This window comes from Halomonas sp. AOP7-B1-5, from assembly GCF_052353045.1.
Lineage (GTDB): Bacteria > Pseudomonadota > Gammaproteobacteria > Pseudomonadales > Halomonadaceae > Vreelandella > Vreelandella colorata.
Genome location: NZ_JBQTDC010000001.1, coordinates 159,407 through 174,674 on the forward strand (window position 1 = coordinate 159,407; position 15,268 = coordinate 174,674).

At 55.3% G+C, this 15,268-nt stretch carries 12 protein-coding genes; 1 reads left to right on the forward strand and 11 read right to left on the reverse strand.

The genetic code is table 11. From position 1 onward, the window contains the following. Positions 1-35: 35 nt before the first annotated feature. Positions 36-2,666 (reverse strand): aminopeptidase N, encoded by a 2,631-nt coding sequence (pepN, locus tag ACT3XD_RS00775; RefSeq protein ID WP_192537120.1) that lies wholly within the window; start codon positions 2,664-2,666, stop codon positions 36-38. A gap of 79 nt (positions 2,667-2,745) precedes the next feature. Then, positions 2,746-3,231 (reverse strand): YajQ family cyclic di-GMP-binding protein, encoded by a 486-nt coding sequence (locus tag ACT3XD_RS00780; protein ID WP_192537119.1) that lies wholly within the window; start codon positions 3,229-3,231, stop codon positions 2,746-2,748. A gap of 210 nt (positions 3,232-3,441) precedes the next feature. On the opposite strand from ACT3XD_RS00780, the gene cobO reads away from it, so the two are divergent. Beyond that, positions 3,442-4,041 carry a cob(I)yrinic acid a,c-diamide adenosyltransferase gene (gene cobO / locus ACT3XD_RS00785; RefSeq protein ID WP_192537117.1) on the forward strand — a complete coding sequence of 200 codons (600 nt, stop codon included), beginning with the start codon at positions 3,442-3,444 and terminating at the stop codon, positions 4,039-4,041. Between the two features lie 91 nt (positions 4,042-4,132). Here cobO and ACT3XD_RS00790 read toward each other — a convergent pair whose 3' ends face one another. The 9 genes from ACT3XD_RS00790 to ACT3XD_RS00830 form a co-directional block, all read right to left on the reverse strand. Beyond that, positions 4,133-5,431 carry an adenylosuccinate synthase gene (locus ACT3XD_RS00790; protein ID WP_192537116.1) on the reverse strand — a complete coding sequence of 433 codons (1,299 nt, stop codon included), beginning with the start codon at positions 5,429-5,431 and terminating at the stop codon, positions 4,133-4,135. Next, positions 5,431-6,624: an ATP phosphoribosyltransferase regulatory subunit gene (locus ACT3XD_RS00795; RefSeq protein WP_192537115.1), complete on the reverse strand. Its 1,194-nt coding sequence runs from the start codon at positions 6,622-6,624 to the stop codon at positions 5,431-5,433. The genes ACT3XD_RS00790 and ACT3XD_RS00795 overlap by 1 nt, the downstream gene beginning before the upstream one ends. A 184-nt stretch (positions 6,625-6,808) precedes the next feature. Beyond that, a complete protein-coding gene (gene hflC, locus ACT3XD_RS00800) occupies positions 6,809-7,705 on the reverse strand; it encodes a protease modulator HflC (protein WP_192537114.1) in 897 nt (298 codons plus the stop codon). Further along, the gene (gene hflK, locus ACT3XD_RS00805; RefSeq protein WP_192537113.1) at positions 7,706-8,986 is read right to left on the reverse strand and encodes an FtsH protease activity modulator HflK; all 1,281 of its coding nucleotides are present in this window, start codon (positions 8,984-8,986) and stop codon (positions 7,706-7,708) included. A 124-nt stretch (positions 8,987-9,110) separates the two neighbouring features. After that, positions 9,111-10,421 (reverse strand): ribosome rescue GTPase HflX, encoded by a 1,311-nt coding sequence (gene hflX / locus ACT3XD_RS00810; protein WP_192537112.1) that lies wholly within the window; start codon positions 10,419-10,421, stop codon positions 9,111-9,113. Positions 10,422-10,458: 37 nt separating this feature from the next. Further along, positions 10,459-10,707: an RNA chaperone Hfq gene (hfq, locus tag ACT3XD_RS00815; protein ID WP_009099947.1), complete on the reverse strand. Its 249-nt coding sequence runs from the start codon at positions 10,705-10,707 to the stop codon at positions 10,459-10,461. A 151-nt stretch (positions 10,708-10,858) separates the two neighbouring features. After that, positions 10,859-11,797, reverse strand: coding sequence for a tRNA (adenosine(37)-N6)-dimethylallyltransferase MiaA (gene miaA / locus ACT3XD_RS00820; protein WP_192537108.1), 939 nt, complete (start codon positions 11,795-11,797; stop codon positions 10,859-10,861). Between the two features lie 67 nt (positions 11,798-11,864). Further along, positions 11,865-13,811, reverse strand: a complete 1,947-nt coding sequence (gene mutL / locus ACT3XD_RS00825; protein WP_192537106.1) for a DNA mismatch repair endonuclease MutL — start codon at positions 13,809-13,811, stop codon at positions 11,865-11,867. 8 nt (positions 13,812-13,819) lie between these two features. Further along, positions 13,820-15,268, reverse strand: coding sequence for an N-acetylmuramoyl-L-alanine amidase (locus ACT3XD_RS00830; RefSeq protein WP_225736064.1), 1,449 nt, complete (start codon positions 15,266-15,268; stop codon positions 13,820-13,822).

Below are 15,268 nucleotides of genomic sequence, written 5' to 3' on the forward strand. Positions count from 1 at the left end.
TGTATTCCCTTTCATGGTTGAGTCGCTGGTAAGGTTTATGCCAGCGCTTTTTCGACTACCTCGTACACATTAGAAGATAGTGGCTCTTGCTTGATACGCTCAAGCTGAGTACGCATTAACGACTGGCGCGTTTCATCAAACCGCTGCCAGCGCGTTAATGGGGTAATAAGCCGCGCCGCTATTTCAGGGTTCAAGCGATTGAGCTCAATAACCACATCGGCAAGTAATGCGTACCCTTGCCCATCCAAACGGTGGAAGTTGACTCGATTTTGCGCAAAAGCCCCGATCAGCGCACGCACTTTATTGGGGTTCTTGATGGAAAACGCCGGATGCTGCATCAAGAACTGTACGCGCTCCAGCACATCGCTCTGGGGCCGCGTCACCTGGATCGTAAACCACTGATCCATCACCAACGGATCATGCGCCCACTTTTCGCCAAAGGCTTTTAAAGCGGGCGAGGATAAATCGTCGCGATCGCTGTGTACAAGCAGAGTTAACGCATGACGCACATCGGTCATATTATGATCAGCCGCAAACTGCGCCTGACAAAATGCGATAGCCTGCTCTTCTTCAATCGACATCAAATAGCTAAGCGCTATGTTTTTGAGACTACGCTGGGCAATTTGTTCAGGAGTCGGCGCATAAGGCTCATCTGAGCGATTGGCTTCAAACGTAGCAGCAAACTCATCGCGAAGCGCCAACGCCAACGACTGGCGTACAAATTCCCGAGCAGCGTGAATCGCATCGACATCCACGATGGGCTGTTGCTCGGCAATATAGGCCTCAGATGGCAGCGTGAGCATTTCTGCGAGTACCGCTTTATCGGAAACCGGCCCTGTCAGAAGTATTCTAAACGCTTCGATAACGCGGGCATCCATGACTTTTTCAACGCCATTACGGTGCGCGGCAATCAAGTCATCCAACGCCAACATAGCCAAGCGCTGCCCCGCATCCCATCGGTTGAAGCCGTCGCTGTCATGGGTGAGCAGAAACGCCAGCTCTTCACGCGAATAGGGGAAATGCAGCTTTACAGGGGCGGAAAAATCACGCAGCAGCGAGGGCACAGGCGCCTCGGCGACCTCGGTAAACACAAAAGTCTGCTCGTTATCACGCAGATTAATGACGGCGTCTTTACCCAGCGTCTCGCCTTCTAAAGTAAGCGCCAAATCCTGGCCAGACTTGGTACCCACCAGCCCCATACGTACCGGAATATGCAGCGGCTGTTTGGTGGTTTGCCCAGGTGTCGCCGGGGTACGCTGGCGAAGCGTTAAATGATACTCGCTCTTCACATAGTCATATTCGCCGTGGGCATCGATTTCTGGAGTGCCCGCCTGAGCATACCAACGCATAAACTGGCTTAGATCTTCACCGGAGGTATCCGCCATGCAGCCCACGAAGTCTTCGATGGTGACGGCCTGGCCGTCAAAGCGCTCAAAGTATTGATCGGCGCCACGCCGGAAATTGTCCCACCCCACCAGATTGCATAGCATGCGGACAACTTCAGCACCCTTTTCGTAAATCGTCAGGGTGTAAAAATTGGTGATTTCAATAAAATGATCCGGGCGAACTGGATGCGCTGTAGGACCCGCATCCTCGGCAAACTGCGCCGTACGGAAAAACGATACGTCCTGAATCCGCTTTACCGGCGCTGAATTGGTATCGGCGGAAAAACACTGATCACGAAAGACGGTGAATCCCTCTTTCAATGACAGCTGGAACCAGTCTCGGCAGGTAACGCGATTGCCCGACCAGTTATGAAAATATTCATGCGCCACAATGCCTTCAACATTTTGGAAGGTTGCATCGGTGGCGGTATGCGGGTGCGTCAACACAGCAGCGGAGTTAAAGATATTAAGCCCTTTATTCTCCATCGCGCCCATATTGAAATCGCTGACCGCCACGATCATAAACAGATCAAGGTCGTATTCACGGCCATAGGTCTGCTCATCCCACGCCATTGAACGCTTGAGCGAGGCCATGGCGTGTTCGGTTTTATCCAGATTGTCTTTTTCGACCCAGATTTGCAGCGTAACGTTACGCCCGCTCATGGTCGAAAAGCGATCCTCGACCTTGTGTAAATTGCCTGCAACAAGTGCAAACAGGTAACACGGTTTGGGGTGCGGGTCTTCCCAGGTTGCAAAATGACGGCCATTCTCAAGCTTACCGCTGTCCACGGGATTACCATTGGCCAACAAAACGGGCTCGCTTTCTTGATCACCAATTACCGTAACGGTGAAGGTCGCCATAACATCGGGACGGTCTGGGTAGAAGGTAATACGCCGAAAGCCTTCTGCTTCACATTGAGTGCAGTACATACCACTCGACTGATAAAGACCTTCAAGAGCAGTGTTGGTGCTGGGCGCAATTTCCACTTCGCTTTCAAGGCTAAAAGATGCCGGCACCTTGGGGATGCACAGGTTTTTTTCATTCAGTTGGTAATCGGCGTCGGTTAGCGGCGTGCCGTCTATGGCTAACGAGATCAGCGCCAGATGCTCGCCGTTGAGCACCAATGGCGTCTGGTCACTTACCTCGTCGTTACGCTCCATCAATAATCGTGCTTTTACACGGGTGGCGGCAGGGTCAAGATCAAACGTCAGCTCGGTATGGGTAACGCGGTAGGCGGGCGGCTGATAGTCGCTTAAATAAACCGGCTGCGGATCAGACATAGTGCTTGGCTCCTGTAATGAACGATAATTGTTAGTAGATGATAACCGGGGCAACGTATGCCCCTAGACGTGATAGGACTTAATCGCGGAAGTTATCAAACTGAAGCGGCAATTCAGGGCCCTCTTCGCCGCGCAGCAGCGACATAACGCTTTGTAAGTCGTCACGTTTTTTACCCGTCACGCGAACTTTTTCGCCCTGGATCTGCGCCTGTACTTTAAGCTTGCTGGCCTTGATGCGCTTGACCACATCCTTGGCTTCTGCCGCGTCCAACCCCTGCTTTAAAATGACTTCCTGGCGCGCCTTCACCCCGGAAAGCTCGGGGTCTTTGACATCCATGCAGCGCGCATCGATGCCCCGGGCGATTAATCGGCCACGCAGTACATCCAGCATCTGCTTAAGTTGAAAATCAACCTGGGCTTCCAACTGCACTTTTTCACCTTCAAGGGCAAAGCTTGCATCAACACCTTTAAAATCAAAGCGCGATTGAACTTCACGGTTTGCTTGATCGATAGCGTTCAGAGCTTCGTGCTGATCGAATTCAGACACAATATCAAAAGAGGGCATGGCATTTATCCTAACAAGACATGACCCATTATTTTAGAGCAGCTAGCCCCCTACCGGCCAATCCTGTTGTCAATTAGTGCTAAAAATTTTAATGCGTCTGGGGTGAAACCTTACATACTGTACAAATTTCACTCACTTTTATTCGCATTGCGTGTGAGATGCCGTACGCTACTTGGCGCTTTAGTCGACACGCAGGGTGAAGGAGTAACCATGACAGATCGCGATACGCGTCATAAAGCATCAATGGAAAAGCTTAAAAACCACGTGGATGAGAAAATCGCCAGCGCAACCGAGCAGCGTGGTTTGCTGTTGATAAACACCGGAAATGGTAAGGGCAAAACGACCGCGGCCTGGGGCACGGTGACCCGCGCGTTGGGCTATGACTATAAAGTGGGTGTTATTCAGTTTATCAAAGGCTTATGGGAGTGCGGTGAGCGCAATCGCCTGGAAGCGGACCCCAACCTGGAAGTGGTGGTTATGGCCACAGGCTTTACCTGGGAGACACAAAACCGTGAAGCCGACACCCAGGCTTGCCAGGCGGTATGGAAAGAGGCCGAGCGCATGCTGGCCGACCCCGACACCTATCTAGTGGTATTGGATGAAATTACCTACATGCTCAAATTCGGCTACCTGGATATTGCGACCGTCAAGACAGCGCTTGAAAATCGCCCGCATGAACAAACCGTGATCATCACCGGGCGTAACGCACACCGCGAGCTTGTTACCATGGCGGACACGGTGACGGAAATGCAGGAAATTCGCCACGCCTTCAATAATGGCTTGCAGGCACGCCGGGGCATTGATTTTTAAACGCTAATTTTAACCACATAGCATGCAAAAGGGGCGCCTGAGCGCCCCTTTTCGATTGCCGGAACGGGTCCAGCCTTGCATTACGAATAGCTTATTCGCCGGTAAACGGGTTACGCAGCACAATCGTTTCAACGCGGTCCGGGCCGGTCGAGATGATATCGATGCTGGTACCCACCTGCTCTTCCAGGAAACTGATGTAGGAACGCGCATTTGCCGGCAGGTCTTCCACCTTCTTGGCGCCCAGCGTCGACTCTTTCCAGCCTGGCAGATCCTGGTAAAGCGGCTCGACAGCTTCGTAGCCTTCAGAATCAACCGGGTTGTCCAGCACTTCGCCATCTTTACTGCGATAACCTACGCAGACGCGAATATTTTCCAGGCCATCGAGTACGTCAAGCTTGGTCAGGCAGATACCGGAAACCGAGTTGATCTGTACCGCATGACGTAGCGCGACGGCATCAAACCAACCGCAGCGACGCGGACGACCGGTGGTCGCACCAAACTCGTGGCCACGCTCAGCCAGGTGGCGGCCGTGGTCATCGAACAGCTCCGTGGGGAACGGTCCGGAACCTACGCGAGTAGTGTACGCTTTGGTAATACCCAGTACGTAGTCCAGGTAAAGCGGGCCTACACCAGAACCGGTGGCGGTACCGCCAGCCGTGGTGTTGGAGCTGGTCACGTAGGGATAGGTACCGTGGTCGATATCCAGCAGCGAGCCCTGAGCGCCTTCAAACAGGATGTTCTCACCAGCCTTGCGCAGATCATGGACCATGCTGACCGTGTCGCACACCATCGGGCGCAGCTCATCGGCCATCTGCATAGCGCTATCCAGTACTTCCTGGAAGTCTACCGCCGGTTCGCCGTGGTAGTTGACCAGCACGAAGTTATGGTAGTCCAGCACTTCACCCAGCTTGGAAGCGAAACGCTCGCGGTGGAGCATATCGCCCAGGCGCAGGCCGCGGCGCGCTACCTTGTCTTCGTAAGCAGGGCCGATACCACGCCCAGTGGTGCCGATCTTAGCAACGCCGCGGGCTTTTTCACGCGCCTGATCCAGACGCACGTGATATGGCAGAATCAGCGGGCAGGCAGGCGACAGGCGCAGGCGCTCGCGCACCGGTACACCTTTGTCTTCAAGCTCGCGAATCTCTTTGATCAGCGCTTCGGGAGACAGCACCACCCCGTTGCCGATGACGCAGGTTTTGCCCGGGCGCAAAACGCCCGACGGAATGAGGTGAAGCACGGTTTTTTCACCGTCAATCACCAGCGTATGGCCCGCATTGTGGCCACCCTGGAAACGCACTACCGCCGCCGCTGACTCAGTGAGCAGGTCGACGATTTTGCCTTTACCTTCATCACCCCATTGGGTGCCCAGGACTACGACATTCTTACCCATTATGCACTCGTCTCTTGTGTCAGGGCCGTTGTCTGCCAACAGCCATCGATAAACTCAAGACGGCGGTCACAGTCGTGCTCCGCCGGCCCAGTACGCTGCCCAGGCAGCGCTTGAATCACGCGTTCTCCCTGCTCTCGCAGTGCAACAATGGCAGCGTTGAGAGACTCGTTCTCTTCGGCGGGCGCCCAAATTGCGCCTTTGCCTGGCGAAGCCAGGGCCAATGATGCCAGCTGCTTGAGATCCATTGAAAAGCCAGTGGCTGGGCGTGCACGACCAAAGGCACGCCCCGTATCATCATAGCGGCCGCCTTTGGCCAGCGCATGGCCGTAGCCCGGCACATAGGCAGCGAACATCATACCCGTGTGGTATTGATAGCCGCGCAGCTCCGCAAGGTCAAAATAAAGCGAGACATCAAAGCGGGCTAATATGCCCTGATAAAGAGCATCCAATTGATCAAGCGCAGCGGTCACCGATACGGGCGCACCGGCAAAGCGTTCGCGCGCTTGACCCAGTATTCCAGCATCACCATGAAGCTCGCCCAGCGCCATGAACATATCCGCCAAGGCAGGGTCGCTCACGCTCGCCGCTACTTGCTGTGCCAACTGGCCAGGTGACTTTAATGCCAGCGCTTCAAACAGCGCGCTCTCTTGCTGGTCATTCAGCGCAGCGGCTTCCACCAGACTACGATAAATACCAATATGGCCAAGGGCCAGATGTATTTCGCCAGCGCCCGCTGCTTTTAGACTGGCCAGCGCCAAGTGAATGATTTCACTATCGGCCTCTAATCCCGCATGACCAAACAGCTCAACGCCCACCTGAACCGGACTACGACCGCCCTGATGCTGATCGGCTTTAGCGCGCAGTACGTTGGTGCAGTAGCACAAGCGTACCGGCCCTTGACGCTTGAGCGAATGGGCATCCATACGTGCTACCTGCGGCGTTACATCTGCCGAGGCGCCCATCATGCGGCCCGTTAACTGGTCAGTAAGCTTAAAGGTTTGCAGATCAAGGTCGGTACCCGTACCGGTAAGTAAGGAGTCTAGAAACTCCACCGGCGGCGGCATTACTTGGTCATAGCCCCAGCAATGATATAGATCAAGCAGCGCACGGCGCAGCTCTTCCATGCGGCTTGCCTGAGGCGGAAGCACCTCATCCATGCCGTCGGGCAACAGCCAGCGGTCAGCGATGGTCATGTGAACAATCCTGCAAGACAATGAAAGCCCCGGGCTCGATAAATACGCATTTAACGCATTAACGGTAAATGAGGGCCACAAAAAAACCGGGCGACGCCCGGTTCAATTAAGTCTACCACGTTTATCGCAGGGATGAACCCCGCCAAGCATCATGCTGCCTGGCAAACTTCATCCCCACACAGGCTTACTCTGCCTCACCCGCTTCTGCGCCAGGGTTGGCGCTGCGCAAGTAGCGGAAAAAGTCGCTGCTCGGCTCAAGCACCATGAGATTATCATCGCCTGCGAAGCTTTCACGGTAGGCATTCAGGCTACGCCAGAAAGCGAAAAACTCCTGATCCTGGCCATACGCGTCAGAGAATATGCCGGCCGCTTCAGCATCACCCTCACCGCGCAAGGTTTCCGCACGCTCATTGGCCTGGGCGATAAGTACCTGACGACGACGGTCGGCGTTAGCACGAATACGCTCGGCTTCTTCCTGACCCTGGGCACGCCATTCGCGGGCTTCACGCTCACGCTCTGAGCGCATACGCTCAAATACGGCGGCCGAGACATCTTCCGGCAGATCGATACGTTTGATTCGGATATCGCGTATCGCCACACCCAGCTCTTCACGCATCAAGTTATCAAGCTCTTCCGTGGGACCGATCATAAGGTCGTCGCGGCGCTCAGCGATAATTTCCTGCAGGTTTAGCCGGCCAAACTCGTTACGCAGACTTTCATCAACACGCGGCTGAATGAGGCGAATCGCCATCATTTCATCGCCTGCCGTTGCCTCATAATAGCGAGTCGGGTTGATAACCTGCCACTTGACGTAGGAATCAACAATTACCGCTTTCTGCTCAAGCGTCAGGTAGCGGCTTGTGTCGGTATCCAGCGTAAGCAAACGGGTATCAAATTTACGCACCGTTTGGGCAACCGGGATTTTAACGTGCAAACCCGCCTGAATGTTTTCTTCGATGACTTCACCAAAGCGCAGCTTGACGGCGCGCTGAGTTTCATCAACAACATACAGACTATTGCTTGCCAACCACGCCACAACTGCCAAACCGCCTACGATCAGCAGGGATCGATTATTAATCATTTACCGGCCCTCCCTGCGGATGGAGCTACTACCTGAAGACGAAGAACTGCTGCTACCTTGGCTGCCACGCAGGCTTTCAATTACGCGCGGATCCAGCTCTTCGCCACCCGTGTTACTGCTGTTATTGCTACCGCTAGATGATGAACCACTGCGTTCGCTACTACCGCGCATCTGATCAAGCGGTAGATACATAAGCGGGGCGTTTTCGCTGACATCCATTAGAACTTTAGGCGTCTGGCCAAACACTGCCTCGATAGTGTCCAGGTACATGCGCTCACGCATGACTTCAGGCGCGTTGCGGTACTCGGTCAGCAGTGCATTAAAGCGGTTGGCCTGACCTTGGGCCTCGGCAACCACCGACTCGCGATACCCCTGACCCTGCTCAACAACACGCTGGGCTTGGCCTTGTGCGGCCGGAATGATTGCGTTGGCGTAGGCCATACCTTCATTGATGGTACGCTGACGGTCTTCACGTGCCCGAATAACGTCGTCAAAGGCATCAATAACGGGCGCTGGCGCAGACGTAGACTCAATGTTGATCGTCTGCAAACGAACACCGGCGCCATAAGCGTCCAGGTAAGACTGCAGACGACTCGCCACCGAGCTGCCCAGAATTTCACGCCCAGAAGTCAGGATATCAATCATATCCGTACCGCCTACGACGTGGCGCAGCGCGGAATCGAGTGCGTTTTCGATAGACAGCGCAGGATCACGCACGTTGAGTACGAAGTCGCGTGGATCCTGTACCTGATACTGCGCAGAAATTTCCACTTCCACGATGTTTTCATCGCGCGTCAGCATCGACTGCGTTTGTGACACGGAACGCACTCGCGTGACGTTAACCATGCGTACATCGTCAATCAGCGGCGGATTCCACTGCAGGCCAGGCTGAACAACGCCCTGATACTCGCCAAAACGTAGCACTACGCCACGCTCGGACTGATCGACAAGATAGAAGCCGGATGCCGCCCATATCGCTAGTGCCACGACAACCAAAAGGCCTGGCAATGCGAGTGAGTTGCGTGGTTTACCCCCACCGCCATCTCGCTTATTACCGCCGCCCTTTTTTTTGCCGCCACCGCCGAGCATGCCGTTCAGCTTGTCTTGAAACTTTTTAAGTGCTTCATCAAGGTCGGGTGGCCCTTGATTGTTGCCCCCATTATTCCCCCCACGATTGCCCCCATCGTTGCCGCCACGGTTACCACCATCCTTATCACCGCGTCGGCCACCACCACTCCATGGGTCGTGCTGGTTGCCACCACCAGGCTCATTCCAGGCCATACTTCGTCTCCACTAAGGTGCTCACCTGCACACCGCATGCCAGCGGGCAAACCGATGCGCTTTATTGAAATTATTGCTATATCAAGCTGTTATTACAATTTTTACATAATCGGTAGCTAACCACTTACCACTCATCAGCTTCGCGCAGCGCTTCGGGCAAATACGTATTGGCACGCTCACCGAGCTGGGCCATTAACTGATTGAAGTCGCGGCGTGGCAGTCGAACATCCAGCACCGAACGCCCCTGCTCATCAAACGCTTCTTCACGCACGGCATTCAATTCGTGAAGCCCTGCCCGCAGTTTGCCCTGTTCCGGCGTCAGCGTCAGTGAAAAACCGATAACGTCATTCGCCAGACGCTCGCTAAGCGCCTCATGAAGTAATTCAAGCCCCTGCCCTTGCTGGGCTGATAGCCAAACTACTTCAGGCACGCCATGGCCGTCACGCTCAATACGCGGTGCGCTATCAAGCTTATCGATCTTATTCATTACCTGAAGAACCGGCACGTTATCGGCGCCGATCTCTTTCAACACCCGCTCTACCTGCTCAACGTTTAGCTCGCGATCAGGATCGGCAGCATCAATAACATGTACCAGCAGCGTGGCCTCAGCCGCCTCCTGAAGCGTTGCCTGGAACGCCTCGACAAGCTTGTGGGGCAAATGCCGGATAAACCCAACCGTATCTGCCATTACCACGGGGCCCACGTCTTCGATCTCAAGGCGTCTTAACGTTGGGTCTAGCGTTGCAAACAGCTGGTCGGCGGCGTACACCTCGGCATTGGTTAACGCATTAAACAGCGTTGATTTACCTGCGTTGGTATAGCCTACCAGCGATACGCTATGAATTTCAGCGCGCGCACGGGCGCGGCGATTTTGCTCGCGCTGGCTACGCACCTTATCCAGGCGCTTATTGATCGACTTGATGCGCCCTCTTAACAGGCGTCGGTCAGTTTCCAGCTGGGTTTCACCGGGGCCGCGCAGGCCAATACCGCCTTTCTGGCGCTCAAGGTGCGTCCACCCGCGCACAAGGCGCGTGGACATATATTCTAACTGAGCAAGCTCGACCTGCAGCTTACCTTCATGAGTTCGTGCCCGCTGCGCAAAAATATCGAGAATCAAACCGGTACGGTCGAGAACACGACACTTGAGTTCTTTCTCAAGGTTGCGCTGCTGGGAAGGACTTAAACTATGATTGAAGATCACGAGTTCCGCCTGGTGAGCCGCGAGCAACGCTCGCAGCTCTTCCAGCTTGCCCGAGCCAATAAAGGTTCGAGAATCAGGACGCTGACGACTGGCGGTGAGCAGCGTCGCGGGCTCTGCACCTGCAGAGCGCACGAGCTCCAAGAACTCACCCGGATCTTCACGTGCTTGCTCATCATGGAAGTCTACATGAACAAGAACTGCCGTCTCACCGGCTTCAGGGCGTTCAAAAAACAATCAATACCTCGTGGACTCTATGGCTCATCCAGCGGTGTTAAATATCCGCATCGGGTGCGGCTGGATCCTGTGCCGGCAAACGCACATTGCGCGAGGGCACCACCGTGGAAATAGCATGCTTATAAACCATCTGACTAACCGTATTACGCAGCAGGATGACAAACTGGTCAAACGATTCGATTTGGCCTTGCAGCTTAATGCCGTTCACCAAAAAGATAGAGACCGGAATGCGCTCTTTGCGCAGAATATTCAAGTACGGGTCTTGAAGGGACTGCCCTTTGGACATGTTGCTCTCCCTAAAACTGTCGTTGGGGTTGGTTATTAATGGCGCGCCCTACTGGTGCTACGCCGCAATCTTTTTTTGCCCGAAAGGCCTGTGTTGTCAAAGCGCCATCCAGCCACTTGAAAACACATACTTACGAAATCACTATCTTACGCTAAGCACCGCTTTCACGCACGAATTTCAGCGTCTTATCCACTACGCCCGCCTGCTGTGAATCAATCCAGGCAAGATTCGACCAGCTTCTTAACCACGTTAGCTGACGCTTAGCCAACTGGCGAGTAGCAATCACGCCACGCTCTTTCAACGTCGCATAATCGTACTCCCCATCCAGATATTCCCACACCTGACGATAGCCGACACTTTTCATAGCCGGAAGATCGATATGCAGATCATTACGCTTTTTGAGGGCGGCAACCTCATCTATCAAGCCTTCTGACAGCATAGCGGTAAAACGTTTTTCAATACGCGCATGTAAAACGCTTCTGTCGCTGGGCGACAGAGCTATCGACAACACCCGCCAGGGAAAGGTTTCTGGCTGCTGCTCTTTCCATAACTCGCTCATCGGCCGGCCACTGGCATAATAGACTTCCAGTGCACGCATCAGGCGCTGCGGGTCGTTGGGATGAATCCGCTGTGCGGATACCGGGTCCACATTCATCAACGTTTGATGCAACGCCTCCAAGCCCTCAGCCTGCCGCTGCGCGGCTAACCGTTCACGAATCACCGGATCAGCCGCGGGCATATTCGCCACGCCTTCTACCAAGTGTTTGTAATACAGCATGGTGCCGCCAACCAGTAGCGGAACCTTTCCCGCTGCGCTAATTTGTCGCATCTCGTTAAGCGCGTCTTGTCGAAAATCAGCCGCCGAATAAGGCTCCGTGGGGTCACGAAGGTCAATCAACCGATGCGGCGCGCGGGCAAGTTCCGTAGCACTGGGCTTTGCGCTGCCAATATCCATGCCGCGGTAAACCATCGCCGAATCGACGCTAATCAGCTCATGCCCAAGCCGTTCGTGAAGCGCTATTGCGGTATCGGTTTTTCCGGCCGCCGTGGGCCCCATTAAAAAAATCGCCCAGGGGCGTGTATCAGCCATTTGGTGGCAAACTCCGCCAAAAAGAAATAACAGGAAGGGGCCAGTCTACCGATGACTGGCCGTGTGACTACTGACCGCGCAAAAATAATCGATCAAGCGCTTTTAAACCCATTTGCGTCCAGGTAGGCCGGCCATGATTGCACTGATCGCTACGCTCGGTGCGCTCCATGTCGCGCAGCAGTGCATTCATTTCCTCAATGGTTAACCGCCGGTTGGCACGCACGCTGCCATGGCAGGCCATGGTAGAAAGCAATTCATGAATACGCGCCTCGACCTGGCGAGTGCGCCCGAAGCGGGCTAGCTCTTCAAGCATTTCACGCACCAGCGCCTCAGGGTCTGCCTGGGCCAATAGTGCCGGCAACTGGCGCACTAAAAGCGTTTCTGGTCCGGCAATATCCAGCTCAATTCCTAACCGAGAAATGGCCTCCTGCTCGCTTTCAGCCGTGGCTACCTCCGCACGGCTGGCAGCCAGAGAAACAGGCACCAGCAGCGGCTGGGTATCAATCCCCTCGGCCGCTGCAAGCTGGTTTTTCATGCGCTCATACACAATCCGCTCATGCGCGGCATGCATGTCCACCAGCACTAGCCCTTGGGCATTTTGCGCCAAAATATAGATACCATGCAGCTGCCCCAACGCAAAGCCTAACGGCGGTGCGCTGGTAGGGTCGCTTTCAGGCATCGCAATGGGGGCTTCCCGAACCTCGCGGACAGGCTGAGCCTCAGCGGCCCAGGCACCCGGCGTTTGCGGGGTTAGCAGTGTTTCTTCATGCCCGGGATGCAGCGCCTGATAGCCCTGCATAAAGCGGCGCACTTTTTCAGCCCCGGGGTGTCGATCTGGCGTTTGCGAAAGCGCCATTCCCTGCTGCTGCCACGCAGGCGTGGCTTGGGCTTGATCAGGCTCGGTGCCAGGCTCGGCTACCTCACCGCTGTCTTGTTCCGCTGACGAACCCGCTGCGTCAATGGATTCATCTTCACCCTCTTGCGTCGGCCTGGATGTCGCCAAACAGTGGTGCAGGCTGGAGTAGAGAAAATCATGCACCATACGCCCATCGCGAAAGCGTACTTCATGCTTGGTAGGGTGAACGTTGACGTCCACTACATCGGGATCCAGGGTCAAATACAGCACAAACACCGGATGACGGCCGTTATACAGCACGTCGCGGTAAGCCTGACGCACCGCATGGGCCACCAGGCGATCACGCACGACACGCCCATTAACGAAAAAGTACTGCTGGTCTGCCTGGGAGCGCGAATGCGTAGGCAAGCCCACCCAACCGCTCAGGCGCAGGCCGCCTGCCTCACGCTCGATATAGCGCGCGTGCTCGATAAAGTTTTTACCCAGCAGCGAGGCGATGCGACGTTCCTGTGCTGCCGCTGAGTGGCCAGGAGGCAACTGGTGCACGACTTTCTGGTTATGTCGCAATACCCAGGCAATGTCGTAACGCGAAAGCGCCTGACGCCGAAATGCCTCTTCCACATGAGCAAATTCGGTTTTTTCGGTACGCAGAAACTTGCGCCGCGCGGGGGTATTAAAGAACAGGTCGCGTACTGCAACACTTGTCCCACGCGGATGCGGCGCCGGCGTTACCCGCGCCTCCATACCGCGTCCTTCCGCCACCACTCGCCAGCCGCTGCGCGGATCGTCTTCGGCGTTAGAGATAAGCTCAAGCCGTGACACAGAGCTTATTGAGGCCAGCGCCTCCCCGCGAAAGCCCAGTGAGCTGACGCCCTCCAGGTCTTCCAAGCTACCGATTTTGCTGGTGGCATGCCGCGCCAGCGCCAGCGGAAGGTCGTCTTCACCAATGCCGATACCGTCATCGCGCACTTTTATGAGCCGTACCCCGCCCTGCTCGATTTCCACCTCGATGCGCTGACCACCCGCATCGATGGCATTCTCAATCAGCTCTTTGGTTACCGACGACGGGCGTTCAACCACTTCCCCCGCAGCAATCTGGTTAGCCAGGCGAGGGTCTAGGACTTGAATACGCGGCGATAGAGAGATCGACTCAGACACCAGATACCTCAAGAGTTGGGAATACGTAAGACTTGGCCCACACGGATAACATCACCACTTAAATCGTTGGCCTGGCGAAGCTGATTCACCGGCACGCCATGGCGTACGGCAATCGAGGAGAGCGTATCGCCGGACTGAATCCGATATTCATTGCCCGTGGGCCGGCGCTGGTTGTCGCGCTGCCATGCCAATAGACTCGTCGGCGGTGGGTTACGCTCAAAGTGCGCGCGTAGACCACTAAAAATAGCCGTTGCAAGCCCCTGCTGGTGAACAGGATCACGCAGTCGACGCTCTTCGGCGGGGTTGGAAATAAATCCGACCTCAATCAAAAGCGAAGGAATATCAGGTGACTTCAGAACCATAAAGCCTGCCTGCTCGACACGTGATTTGTGCAAGCGGTTAATCCGCCCCAGCTGTTCGAGCACCTGCCCACCGATAGAGAGCGAATCGTTTAACGTAGCCGTCATGGTCAGATCGAGCAAAACGCCTCGCAGCACCTGGTCTTTATCACGCAATGAAAGGCTGCCATCCACCCCGCCAATCAAATCCGCGCGGTTTTCACTATCGGCCAGCCACTGCGCGGTTTCCGAGGTAGCACCACGCTGTGAAAGCGCATAAACCGAGCTGCCTTCAGGACGCGGGCTGTTAAAGGCATCCGCATGCACAGAAACAAAAAAGTCCGCTTTTTGCTCACGCGCCAGCTGGGTGCGCTGGCGTAGCCCTATATAGTAATCGCTGTCCCGCGTCAGCACCGCCTTGAAGCCCGGCGTGTTGTTGATATCCGAAGCTAGGCGTCGTGCGATATTCAACACCACGTCTTTTTCACGCGTACCTGCGGGGCCAATAGCGCCCGGGTCTTCACCACCGTGCCCCGCATCAACCGCAATAATAATATCGCGCTGGGGATGGGGCTGCGCCGGCTGAACCTCAACAGGTGCAGCCGGTGCCTCGGGCACCACCTGGCTGCCCGGCACTTGCGCTTGCGCCTGGGCATTGCTCTGCTGGGCAAGCATTTCCTGGTCGCGAATCATCGCCTCGATCGGGTCGATGGGGTTTTCAACCGCGCTTTCACCTGGGTACTCAAGATCAACCACCAGGCGGTGGCCGTATTGATCATTGGGGGGCAGCACGAAATGACGCGGTTCAACCTCGCGATTGAGCTCAAGCACTACGCGCAAACCGCCCCCGTCGCGCGTGCCGGTGCGCACAGCGTCAATAGCGCTGCCCTCTAATGGAAGCGTAGAGGCATCGGTATTCAGAACACTCTCGTCCAGATCAATCACCAAGCGCTCGGGATTATCAAGTGCGAAAACGTTAGCACTCGTTAGCCCGGAAAGATCAAATACAAGTCGTGCATGGTCAGGGGCGGCCCATAAACGCATACTTTCAACGTTGGCGGCCTGCACCGAAGAGATCCCTGCCATCAGCGCAATCAGCCCTGGCGTTATAAAGCGCAT